The 11,417-nt window shown below is 48.2% G+C and carries 11 protein-coding genes; 5 read left to right on the top strand and 6 right to left on the bottom strand.

Annotated features, from left to right (window positions below; translation table 11 throughout):
- Positions 1-307: 307 nt before the first annotated feature.
- Positions 308-496: a sporulation protein Cse60 gene (locus AC3WRW_RS26850; RefSeq protein ID WP_492549288.1), complete on the top strand. Its 189-nt coding sequence runs from the start codon at positions 308-310 to the stop codon at positions 494-496.
- Positions 497-871: 375 nt separating this feature from the next.
- Here AC3WRW_RS26850 and AC3WRW_RS26845 read toward each other — a convergent pair whose 3' ends face one another.
- The 3 genes from AC3WRW_RS26845 to AC3WRW_RS26835 all read right to left on the bottom strand — a co-directional run bounded on the left by AC3WRW_RS26845 (position 872) and on the right by AC3WRW_RS26835 (position 2,802).
- Positions 872-1,180: an acyltransferase family protein gene (locus AC3WRW_RS26845; RefSeq protein WP_492549287.1), complete on the bottom strand. Its 309-nt coding sequence runs from the start codon at positions 1,178-1,180 to the stop codon at positions 872-874.
- 112 nt (positions 1,181-1,292) lie between these two features.
- Positions 1,293-1,520: a hypothetical protein gene (locus AC3WRW_RS26840; protein WP_492549286.1), complete on the bottom strand. Its 228-nt coding sequence runs from the start codon at positions 1,518-1,520 to the stop codon at positions 1,293-1,295.
- A gap of 403 nt (positions 1,521-1,923) precedes the next feature.
- Complete coding sequence (locus AC3WRW_RS26835) at positions 1,924-2,802, bottom strand: DMT family transporter (protein WP_492549285.1); 879 nt, start codon at positions 2,800-2,802, stop codon at positions 1,924-1,926.
- Positions 2,803-2,944: 142 nt separating this feature from the next.
- On the opposite strand from AC3WRW_RS26835, the gene AC3WRW_RS26830 reads away from it, so the two are divergent.
- From AC3WRW_RS26830 to AC3WRW_RS26815, 4 genes are all read left to right on the top strand, one after another.
- Complete coding sequence (locus AC3WRW_RS26830; protein WP_492549284.1) at positions 2,945-3,811, top strand: LysR family transcriptional regulator; 867 nt, start codon at positions 2,945-2,947, stop codon at positions 3,809-3,811.
- Positions 3,812-3,930: 119 nt separating this feature from the next.
- A complete protein-coding gene (locus tag AC3WRW_RS26825) occupies positions 3,931-5,649 on the top strand; it encodes an alpha-keto acid decarboxylase family protein (protein ID WP_492549283.1) in 1,719 nt (572 codons plus the stop codon).
- 118 nt (positions 5,650-5,767) lie between these two features.
- The gene (locus AC3WRW_RS26820; RefSeq protein ID WP_492549282.1) at positions 5,768-5,875 is read left to right on the top strand and encodes a YjcZ family sporulation protein; all 108 of its coding nucleotides are present in this window, start codon (positions 5,768-5,770) and stop codon (positions 5,873-5,875) included.
- Positions 5,876-6,063: 188 nt separating this feature from the next.
- Positions 6,064-8,385: a helix-turn-helix domain-containing protein gene (locus tag AC3WRW_RS26815; protein WP_492549281.1), complete on the top strand. Its 2,322-nt coding sequence runs from the start codon at positions 6,064-6,066 to the stop codon at positions 8,383-8,385.
- A gap of 78 nt (positions 8,386-8,463) precedes the next feature.
- On the opposite strand, the gene AC3WRW_RS26810 is transcribed toward AC3WRW_RS26815, so the two are convergent.
- The 3 genes from AC3WRW_RS26810 to AC3WRW_RS26800 are packed head-to-tail and all read right to left on the bottom strand — an operon-like array spanning position 8,464 to position 11,412.
- Positions 8,464-9,480, bottom strand: coding sequence for a glycoside hydrolase family 130 protein (locus AC3WRW_RS26810; protein ID WP_492549280.1), 1,017 nt, complete (start codon positions 9,478-9,480; stop codon positions 8,464-8,466).
- Between the two features lie 36 nt (positions 9,481-9,516).
- Positions 9,517-10,434: a carbohydrate ABC transporter permease gene (locus tag AC3WRW_RS26805; protein ID WP_492549279.1), complete on the bottom strand. Its 918-nt coding sequence runs from the start codon at positions 10,432-10,434 to the stop codon at positions 9,517-9,519.
- A gap of 24 nt (positions 10,435-10,458) precedes the next feature.
- Positions 10,459-11,412: an ABC transporter permease gene (locus tag AC3WRW_RS26800; RefSeq protein WP_492549278.1), complete on the bottom strand. Its 954-nt coding sequence runs from the start codon at positions 11,410-11,412 to the stop codon at positions 10,459-10,461.
- Positions 11,413-11,417 lie beyond the last annotated feature (5 nt).

Raw genomic sequence — 11,417 nt, 5'->3', positions numbered from 1 at the left:
CGGCATGGCTTTTGCCTTTCCAAGCAGGAGTTCCACCTGCTAAATTACACGACTTTACCATTGGTCGCTCACGCCCTGTAGTTCCCCGCAGCGAGGCATGGAGACGACCGGAGACTAGCTAGACATAGGTGTGGTCCCACCCCATCAGGAAATGGATGGAAATTCCTTACCAATGAATTGACAGCGATTTCTTTCGGTGGTATCTTCAGAGGAATACGCAAGACATTCCACATGACGTGAGGAATGTCTTGTTGTATTTTCGCTTTTTTTTACATTTAATGTATTTTCACGGAAGGGGGTTTAGAAGGTGATTCAAGTAAAAGAATTTTTGGACACGGATTCATCCTACGCGGAGTCGAGAGCTAATCAATTTTTGGCTGAGTTGACGGATGATCAGGTTATTAATGTATGTTACGGCTCTGTCATGAAGACAGGAAAACATGATGTCGGACTCCAACGAAGTTCCATCCTTATTGTTTATAAAACAAAAGAATAAACGCCAATTTTCCTGCGTTGTTTATCAACTATTAAAGAGGTACCGACATGAAATCAAGAGTTGAAACTTTCTTTAAGCTAATCTCATTGATCTCAACACTTTTTCTCGCAGGAATTTTGCTGTATGTTATCTTACGCAATTGATTTTCCATTTGAAGGATATAGCGAAGAGGTTTTTAGCGAACAGAAGCTAGACTTTTTTAAAAAAGCGTGGAGGTTTTATACAATGATCATGCATGGGTATAGTCGTCTAATCATTTTTGGTGGAATATACGATGAACCATAGTTTTATGTGATGAGGTAAGGCCGCCTACTACTACGTAAAAAGAGAACGCAACTGATTTTTCAGTTTCGTTCTCTTTTTGGATTCTGACATCTATAGAACCTTATTGACCGCAGGAATTTTCCTCAGCCCGTAGGAGACGGCGAAAGATATCATTACACTGACAGTACCGACCGCCATCCATTTCACGAGAGCAGGAAAAGATAGTGCATACGCACTCTTGGATACCGCGACAAGTATAAACGCATGGATGACATACACACCAAAGGCAGCACTGCCTAACTGTTGAAAAAAGGCCCCGTTTCGATTCCATTTTTCACGGAACCACACAAGCAATCCCAAACACAGGCCAACGGCGACGAATGGCTCCCAAAATGCATACACTAGGGATTGCAGATTCATTCGTTGCTCCTTATTTTACCATAGGACGTCGAATGTTTTGAAAAAATTTGCAAAGAAAAATAAAAAAAGAGCTGCCGCGAAGCAAGCCCCTCAACGATAATTCTCCGTTCGTTCATCGATACCGATCTAGCAGGTACTTAATACCCGATATAACAGCAACTACAAAGCCAATGCCTGCAACTGACAGACAAATAAAGAATGGAGCTGGGTTATAAGGTTTAAGCGATTCTTCGAATGTTGGCTGTGAAGGTGTAGAGGTTATTTGAATGTATAAACCTAATATTGCACTGCCTATCCAAACTACAGCCCCAATCGCAGCTATAATAAGTGATTTTTTCATGCTGCACCCCACCCTCGCAACAATTGGAATAATAAGTAAATCCCACACTTTGAATTCTACCGCTAGTTGCTGCGAAGTTCAAGATTGACACAAAGCTTCGGGAGCGAATTGGGTATCGTGATTCCGACCGTTATTTGAAATCGCAACCTGCAGTGGAAGTTCCGGCTCTCTCCATCGTCCATCATAGCAGTGGAACTCCATTCCCTTATTTCGGCGAAAAGTGGAAGATCGGGCGCCCAAGGGGAACTGCAGGGTTTTATTTCCTTCAATGATCGAACGATCTGCTCGGAATGGTGAAATTGCGGACTCTACTTCCCTTTCCCTTGCCAAAAGGGCTATTTCCCGCCAAATAGCGCCCTGTAGTTCTACCTCCGCAAAACAAGTGTACACGTAGAAATGCCTTTTATGTACCAAGCGTATGCTCACGCTCCCTCCTCTTCCCTTGCCAATCGGATACGACAACACCGAGCAGAACAAGCGCCGCACCGATATAGCCTCTTAGGGGCAATATTTCATGGGCGAACAAGAATCCAAACAGAGCGGCAAACACCGGTTCGAGCGCGAAAATCAAGCCGGTCCGGGTAGGAGTCGTATACTTTTGAGCCAATGGTTGAACAACAAAGCCAAAAGCGCTGCATACCAGGCTAAGCACCAGGATGGAGATCCATCCGTTTAAAGTGGCCGGAAGCGAAGGCGTTTCAAAAATAAACGAAAAGAGCAGCCCGAATGCACCGGCAAAGCCTAATTGCAAAATGCCCAGATTTAATGAATCCGAGCCTTTAACTACGGTTCCGGTCAGGATGATATAGACTGCGTAGAATAACGCTGACAGAATGCATAAGACATCACCAGGATATATTTGCAATTTGCTGTTCAGCGTGAGGAGTCCCATCCCGATAAAAGCGAGGCAGATGCCGATGATAAGGCTGGGATGCAGCTTTTTTTTAAACACAAAAACGTAAATTAAAGGTACGAAGATGACCGTTAGACTAACCAGAAAACCGGCATTGGATGTCGTTGTCGTTTTCAAGCCAAAGGTAATGCATGTAAAAATACAGAACAACAGGAACCCAAGTAAAGCTCCATATTTAATAGTAGGCAAATCCGTTTTCCGCAAATGTTTAAAGAAAAGGGCTGCTGTGACAAGAAAAGCAAATCCGAAACGCAAAGCGATTAAATTAAACTCAGCGATGGTATTCAGACCATTCTGCATGAACAGGTACGAGGATCCCCAACATAATGTTACTGCGATCATCAACCATTCTGCTTTTTGACGTTTCAATTCCGATCCTCCTGCTTCTTATCTTAGCTGAAATGGTAACCGTTATTACCACAGTATACTAAACCTCCATATACAAGAATACTGAATGTTTATTATACTATGCATGAGAATTACTCATGTAAATTGGAAGGGACGGATTTCATTGAGTATAGCCAAATACGAGGTTTTCATGAAAGTCGTCGAGGTGGGAAGCCTGACCAAGGCTGCCGAACTGCTCGGATTCACCCAATCGGGCGTAAGCCATACCATTAGCAGTCTGGAATCGGAGTTTGGATTCACACTTCTGCTCCGTGGCCGATCCGGCGTCAAATTAACGGCGAACGGCGAGCAGCTGTTAAAGCCGATCCGGGAAATCCTCAATTGGAACGAACAATTGAAGCAGGTTGTGACCTCGATCCACGGCTTAGAAACAGGAACGATCCGCATCGGCACTTTTACGAGTGTGTCTGTTCATTGGCTTCCGGGCATGATAAAGCAGTATCAGAACGACTATCCAAATATTGAATTTAAGCTGATGGAAGGCGACTATGAAGAGATCGAGCAGTGGATCGCAGCAGGGGAAGTCGATTGCGGGTTTATCACCATTCCCGCACGAGGAAGCTTTGATGTAGTCCCGCTGAAGAAAGACCGCATGTTGGCCATTTTGCCTATGGGGCATCCCCTGGGTCACCTCCCCTTCTTTCCTTTATCGCAAATTGAGAAGGAGCCGTTCATCATTCAGCGTGAAGGATCGGATTACGATGTCAGACGCATCTTGGATCAATCGTCGCTCAAGCCCCGCATGAAGTTCTCGTCTGGGGACGATTATGCCATTATCGCAATGGTGGAGAACGGGCTGGGCATTTCCATACTTCCTGAACTGGTCCTTCAGGGAAGGAATCACAACGTCCATTCGCTGGAGTTGGAGGATCATCATTACCGATCGCTGGGCATTGCCGTTCATTCCATGAAAGATGCGTCGCCCGCCACCAGACGGTTCGTCAATTATGTGCAGCAATGGTTGAAGTAACCCGGTTACGATGGAAGTAGAGGAAAAATTTCCTAGTTATCGCCACTTAATGAATAACCAGTCCAATAAAAAGGGAATCTTATACAAGACTAGACTTAAAGGGCAGGGAGTGAGCAGAGATGGGAACGATGACAGCAGTGGGCAGCTCTGGCCCGCAAGCTGGAACAGCGCAAAAAACGCTTGGCCAGTATTTGTTTGATTGCCTGAAGCTTGAGGGCATTACGGAAATTTTTGGCGTTGCCGGAGACTACAATTTTACACTATTGGATGCGCTGGAGCAGTATAATGGCATCCGGTTTGTTAGCGGAAGAAACGAATTGAACTCAGGTTATGCGGCTGACGGTTATGCAAGGATCAAAGGTCTGTCCGCTCTGATCACGACTTTCGGGGTCGGGGAGCTCAGTGCCTGCAATGCGATAGCGGGAGCATACAGCGAGAATGTCCCACTGATTCACATCGTAGGTGCACCTCCCGAGAAGGATCAAAAAGCACACAAGCTGATGCACCATACGTTCATGAATGGAAACTTCGACCTCTTTCATAAAGTATATGAGCTGATTACGGCTTATACCGCTGTACTGACGCCGGAAAACGCCGAGCTTGAAATTCCTGCCGCCATTCGCATGGCGAAGGAAAAGAAAAAGCCGGTATACCTCGTTGTGGCTAATGATTTAGTGAGCAAGCCGGTCATGGCCCGGAACGAACCGGCAGCACCGCGTCCGACGTCCAATCTGAAAACCCTTCAAGCAGCAACGGAACATGTCCGCCGGCTGTTGGATCGAGCTCACCGGCCGGTTATTCTGGTTGATGTCAAAACCATGCGCTTCGGCCTGGAGTCAGCGGTTCGGCATTTGGCCGACGCCATGAACGTACCTGTTGCGACCATGATGTTCGGGAAGGGGGCATTCGACGAAACCCATCCGAATTATATCGGGATGTACGAAGGCTCTTTCGGAAGTACTGACGTCCAAACGGCGGTAGAACAGGCAGACTGCGTCATTGCGGTAGGCATGGTATGGGCGGACAATAACACCGCGAACTTCACTGCGAAGCTGAACCCACTAGTTACAGTCGATATTCAACCGGACATGGTCAAGGTCGCAGAAGCGGAGTATCCGAATGTGCTCGCAGCCAACATGCTGCTTGCCGTGCAGAAGATCGGGTACAAAGGCCAAGGCTTGTCGGGAAAACCGGCATTCCCGTACGACCAAATAATCGGCGGTGCCGGTGAGCCCCTAACTGCGGCCAATTATTATCCTCGTTTTCAGCAGATGCTGCAAGAGGGGGATATTGTGATCGCTGAGACGGGTACCTTTTATAACGGGATGGCTGAGGTAAGACTGCCGCACAATGTCACGTATATCGCCCAGGGAGGCTGGGAGTCCATCGGTTATGCCACACCCTCGGCATACGGTGCCAGCATCGCTGAGCCCAACCGGCGGGTGCTGCTCTTTACAGGTGACGGCTCCTTGCAGTTAACAGCCCAAGAGATCAGTTCCATGCTTTATTACGAATGCAAGCCCGTTATTTTCGTTTTGAACAACGATGGGTATACGATAGAGAAATATTTAAATGTCAAAACAGAGGGTCAGCCATATAACCAAATTCCGCGCTGGTCGTACACCAAGCTGGCCGAGGCTTTCGGAGGCGATGCGTTTGCCGTGACTGTCCGAACCTGTGGCGAGCTGGACCAGGCCATCGCCCAAGCTGATAAGGAACGTGCCGGGCGGCTCTGCATCATTGAAATGATCGCTGCCGATCCTATGGACGCCCCCGAGAATATGCGCCGGATGCGCAACTATTTGGAACAGCAGGAGAAGCAAAGAAGCCAGAATTAGAAGCAGCTGCCCTCAACCGAATGACGAATGCCACATAGTTACATAAGCACAATCAAATGCTTTTCACCTAACGTATGATTATATTGTATTACAAATCCACGGAGGGGAATGAGTACACATGGGAGCAGTAGGTTATGGTGAAGGTATTGGTTATGGTCGTTCAAGCGCAGCTATCTTGGTTCTCTTTATTCTTTTGGTAATCATCACATCAGCTTTCGTATGGTAATTTCTTGATCCAAAAAGAAAAGGCTTCGAGTGGAAAGCTCGCAGGCCTTTTCTTCCTACATAGCTAATGCCAGCCTTCTCCCGCTTCCTTTACATGAAATCATTTTTCATCCATAATGAGGAGACGCACACAATAGCAGCATTTCGTTTATCTATATACACCTAGAATGCGGGAGAGAGAGCGCCTTCATGTCAAAATCATCCTTCAAATCATCCGTCGTGTCCGGCTTCCGAATGTCTTGGAACAGCTTCAAGTCGAAGCTGCTTCTTAAATATGTGTTATCCTACATCCTGATGTTTCTCGTTCCCTTAACCGGGGTTACGGTATTCATCTATGAAAACGCAATCAACGATTTGCGCAGAGAGATCGAGCAAACCAACGTCAACCAGCTGAGTCAAGTGAAATCAACGATAGACGAACGAATGAACGAGCTGCAGCAAATTACGAGCCGCATCGCCTACGACAAGCAGCTCAGCTCCTACATGGTGCATCGTCCGTACTATGAGATGGAAGCAATCGACGCCTTGGGCAATTACAAGGCAAACAGCAGCATTCTTGAAGACTTGTTTCTGTACTTCCATCAGGATGAAAATATTTACTCGTATCGCGGATTAACGAATGTGCATGTAGTTTTCGGGGATTTTTACCATTACGGCAACTGGAGCAGCGAACAAATATACCGCGATCTGAACGAGATTAAACAGCCGATGATCCGCCCGGCCGAGAATGTAAACGTTAACTCGCGAAAAGATTCCATGCTGACGCTCCTTTTCCCGATCAAGCCGAACGATCTCTACCCTACGGCCACTGTCGTTTATCTCGTGGATGAGACGAAGCTGACCGGCGTGATGGACTCCATGCTCAGCAACTTCTCCGGAAACAGTTACATTTTCACCCAGGACGGACAGCTGCTTACCTCCAATAACCATGGGAACGCGCTTCCGCAGCAGGTATTGGATTCCTTGTCCTCTCTGGAGCCCGGCATACACAGCATGAAGCTCGACGGCGTCCAGCACTCCGTAGTTTCAGTAAGGTCCACAGAGAATAACTGGAACTATATAGCCGCCATTCCAAGCTATCAATTCTTTAGTAAAGTGGTACATATCCAAACACTGTTCCTTCTCGTATTCTTTATTACGGTCTTATTCGGCATTATCGTAGCCATCATATTAGCTAAGCGGCAATATCATCCGATTCAGGATTTGATCGAGTTCACCAAGCGGAAGAGCCCCGATTACGATACGACCCGGAACGAATGGGACTGGATTAAACAAACGATTCATGATTACAGCGCCCGCATCGATACCCAGGAACCATTCGTCCGCAACCAGTGTCTGCTGCTGCTGTTCAAGCACGGCAAACCGGATGATCCGGAAATCGAGCGCATGGTAGCGGGCGCAGGGCTGGAATACCCGCATGGACAAGGATTATACGTATCCCTGATCCTAGCCTGGGACGACAACCTCGAAGGCGTGGAGTCCTCGAACATTCGGCAGCGTCTGCAGGAGATGCTTAGCGAGCTTGAGTTTCCGGATCTGCAGGCCCGCGTGTACGGCGTAGAATTTTCGGCGAAGGATCAGCTTGCTCTGCTTCTTTCCATCCCTGCCCAAGCGCAAGAGCCGGTTCGGACGCGGATTGAGAAGGTCGTCGAAGCAATCAAAGACATGATCATCGGCCATGCTCCGATTGTGCCTTATCTCGGAGTCGGAATGCCCTATCCGGACCTCGCCAGCATCAACCAATCGTTTATTGAGGCAGCCACGGCCATAGACAACCGGATTCTGGGGTCTAACGGGCGGGTGACCTACTTCGAGCAATTGCAGGATATGATTGCGTCGCCGACGGAAGCTTACTGGATTCCGAAGAAGCTGATGCTTAAGCTGGAGCAAAGCTTGAAGCAGGGCAACGAAACAGTAGCCACTCAGGTCATTGCCGATCTGATCGCCGAGATCAAGGAGGCCGCCGTACCTGCCCCATTACTGCGCTGCATCTGTTTCGATTTATTGAACTCTCTGCTGCGGACAGCTCATGAACTCGGGGTCAGCGAAGTATTCGCCGGCATTCAGAACTTCTCCGTCTTCGAAACGCTGGAGGAGCTTGAAGTCCGTTCAACCTCCCTGGCGGTCAGCATCTGCCAGCAGGTCGAACGCAATACGGAAACCGATCAGCCGTCCTTAATCGATGATATCGTCGCCTATGTAGATCAGAAGTTCGCCGATTACACGCTCAGCCTGGAGCATGTCGCTTTGAAATATTCCGTATCGATTTCCTACCTGAGCCGCAGCTTCAAAGAGAAAGTGGGCCATAACTTTACGCAATATATTTGGCAGAGAAGAATGGACCAAGTCACTCGGCTGCTTGTCAATACCACCGCTCCGTTGAAAGAAATCATCGAACAGGTCGGCTATCTGGACGCTCCGAACTTTATCCGCAAATTCAAAAAAGAAACAGGCTATACGCCGGGACAATACCGCAAATTATTCACCGCTGCCAAGAAGGAGCCGGAATAACCCGCACCCGCTTCCAGCACAAAAAAAGCTTGAATCCTCAGGTAATGAGGGCTCAAGCTTTTTGGCATGACTTAAGATTTATTGAGGCTCGTTAAGGATGTAATCGACCAGCTCGTCCAGCGGCACAGTGGCCAAGGCGATCGCCGTATCCGTTACTCCGTAGTAAATGTAGAGCAATCCGTCCTTCACAACATTGCCCGTAGGGAAAATGACGTTCGGAATTTGGTAGCCGAATTTCTCATAGTAGGTTTCCGGCTCCATGATGAAGTTTTTCGTGCGGGCAATGACCTTCTCAGGGTTATCCAGATCCAGCAGCAGCGCTCCCATACGGTAGACAATCTCGTCATCTACGCCGTGGTAGAGCACAAGCCAGCCCTTATCGGTTTTGATTGGTGGCGTGGAGCCTCCGATTTTCCGTGATTCCCAAGCCGGATTCTCGCCCTTGGCCAGCAGCTTCGGCTCTTCCCAGTGAATCAAATCTTCCGAATACGTAATCCACATTGCCGCCTTTTCCGTACCGTATTCTTCCCCGATATATTCCTCCGGACGGCGCAGCAGGACGAACTTGCCGTTAATTTTCTCCGGGAACAAAATGTTATCGCGATCGTTGATCTCCAGCGGAGTCGTATCCGCTACAAATTCCCAGTCGATCAGATTGGTCGACTTGACGATCGAGGAGCGCGTCCGCCAGTGGACTTCCTGCTCGCCCCAACCGTCTGGATACGACGGGAAGGATCTCTCCGGAACGCCACGATTGGTCGGATAGTAATTCATCGCACACGGACGCAGCGCGTAGTTCATGTAGAAGGTCCCGTCGATTTTAACCACACGAGGGTCCTGTACGCTTCCGTATGGGAAGCCGAGCTCGTCGGGCGTCAGAACAGGCTCATCTTTCACATGAGTGAAGTTCACGCCGTCCTCGCTTTCCAGCAAACCCAAGAAGTTTTTGCACGGGGTTAGAGAGCCAGCCGTGCGCTCGATCATGTAGAACTTGTCGTTATCGATAATAACAGCAGGATTGAACACTGTCACTTTGCGCCATTCGTAGTCTCCCGGAACGACAATCGGGTTATTGGGATGTCTTGTGATTTTCATGCGTATTGCCTCCTAGGTAATGTTGGTAAAGAGCTGCTAGCCTTTGACGGAACCGATCATAACGCCTTGTACGAAATAGCGCTGCAGGAACGGATACACCACAACGATGGGCAAGGTGGACACGATGATGACCACATACTTCACAAGTGCGGCAATCTCAGCCTTATTATTCATCGCGACGGCCATGTCGCCGCTGACCGCAGCACCGGTGGTCTCCGCCGTCATTTCCTGCAGGACGAGAATTTGGCGCAGCACCATTTGCAGCGGATATTTCGTCTCATCATTCAGGTAAATCAAGGCTGGGAAATAACTGTTCCAATGACTTACGCCATAAAATAACGCCATCACCGCAATAATCGGGGCGGATAACGGAATAATGATCAGGCCGAACAGCTTGAAGTTCGTGCAGCCATCCATATAGGCAGCCTCATGAAGCTCCTTCGGGATACTGGACTCGAAAAACGTACGGGCAACGATGATATTCCACACCGAAGCCGCTACCGGCAAAATTAATGCTCCGATAGAGTTCATTAATCCAAGGTTTTTCACCAGCAAGTAAGTCGGAATGAGACCGCCATTAAAGAACATCGTGACCAGAAACATGCCCATGAAAAACTTGCGGCCTACGAAGTCCGACCGACTAAGCGCATAAGCAGCCGGCAGCGTCACGACGAGGTTCAGCAAAGTACCGATAAAGGTATACAGAACCGTATTCCCATAGCCGTTCCAAATTTTAATATTGTCGAACACAAGCCCGTAGCCTTTAAAATTAAGTCCCTTGGGAAACAGCCACATCTCGCCTGAGCTTACATATTGGGGATCGCTCATCGAGGCGCTGATAATATACAAGACGGGGTACAGCACCACGATCAAAGCCACAGTCAAAAAAGCATAGTTCATCATCAAAAAAATCCGGTCACTCTTAGTTTCCTTCACTGCAGTGGCAACAGCCATCGATTACTCCTCCCTTCTTCCTGTCTACCATAAGCTTGTTTCGCTTGTGCGCTTGGCAATTTTGTTGACGGTAATTAGCAGGACAGCATTGACCAGCGAGTTGAACAAGCCTACGGCTGTCGAGAAGCTGTACTGCGCGCTGACAAGCCCCGTTCGATAGACGAATGTGGAAATCACGTCGGACGAATTTATGTTAAGCGGGTTTTGTAAAAGCAATACTTTTTCATAGCCCACGCCCAAAATATTGCCCACATTCAGAATCAATAGAATGGTAATTGTCGGCACAATCGTCGGAAGATTAATATGGATAACACGTTTGAAACGGCTCGCTCCATCGACGATGGCCGCCTCATGCAGCTGCGGGTCTACGCCTGACAATGCCGCCAAATAAATAATCGTCCCCCAGCCTGTGTTCTGCCAGACGCCCGAAAAGACGTACACAGTCTTGAACCAGCCCGGATCGGTCAAAAAGGCCGGTGACTGGATACCGAACAGCTCTATCAACTTTACAATGATTCCCGTCGACGGAGACAAGAAGGTAATAACCATCCCCGCCATAACGACTACAGAAATAAAATGCGGCGCATACGTAATGGTTTGCACGCTTTTCTTAAAGAAACCATTTCGCACTTCATTGAAAGCAAGAGCCAATATAATGGGAAGCGGAAACCCGATCAGAAGCTCATAGAGGCTTAGGCTGAGTGTATTCCACAATAAATCCCAGAAATAGTAGGAATGAAAAAAGCGCTCAAAATGTGCGAACCCTACCCAGTCGCTCCCGAAGATGCCCTTGGACGGGGTGAAATTTTTGAAGGCAATTTGAATCCCGTACATCGGTCCGTATTGGAAGATTAAGAAATACAAAAAAGCCGGGGCGATAAATACGTACAGCTCCCAGTTTTTCATTATTCTCGTGCGCAGTGCACCGCTGCTTGACGCTTTCGTGCTTCTTGCTGTCTGCCCAATCCCTGTGCTCATTTTCT

The organism is Paenibacillus sp. FW126-R14 (genome assembly GCF_058789495.1).
Note: the sequence above shows the minus strand (reverse complement) of the source record. Positions and strands in the feature narration are given on the sequence as shown.

Excerpts from the sequence above, each read along its gene's own strand:
- AC3WRW_RS26845 (WP_492549287.1), bottom strand. The coding sequence starts at position 1,180 with ATGAATCTGCAATCCCTAGTGTATGCATTTTGGGAGCCATTCGTCGCC.
- AC3WRW_RS26840 (WP_492549286.1), bottom strand. The coding sequence starts at position 1,520 with ATGAAAAAATCACTTATTATAGCTGCGATTGGGGCTGTAGTTTGGATA.
- AC3WRW_RS26825 (WP_492549283.1), top strand. The coding sequence starts at position 3,931 with ATGGGAACGATGACAGCAGTGGGCAGCTCTGGCCCGCAAGCTGGAACA.
- AC3WRW_RS26820 (WP_492549282.1), top strand. The coding sequence starts at position 5,768 with ATGGGAGCAGTAGGTTATGGTGAAGGTATTGGTTATGGTCGTTCAAGC.
- AC3WRW_RS26815 (WP_492549281.1), top strand. The coding sequence starts at position 6,064 with ATGTCAAAATCATCCTTCAAATCATCCGTCGTGTCCGGCTTCCGAATG.
- AC3WRW_RS26810 (WP_492549280.1), bottom strand. The coding sequence starts at position 9,480 with ATGAAAATCACAAGACATCCCAATAACCCGATTGTCGTTCCGGGAGAC.
- AC3WRW_RS26805 (WP_492549279.1), bottom strand. The coding sequence starts at position 10,434 with ATGGCTGTTGCCACTGCAGTGAAGGAAACTAAGAGTGACCGGATTTTT.
- AC3WRW_RS26800 (WP_492549278.1), bottom strand. The coding sequence starts at position 11,412 with ATGAGCACAGGGATTGGGCAGACAGCAAGAAGCACGAAAGCGTCAAGC.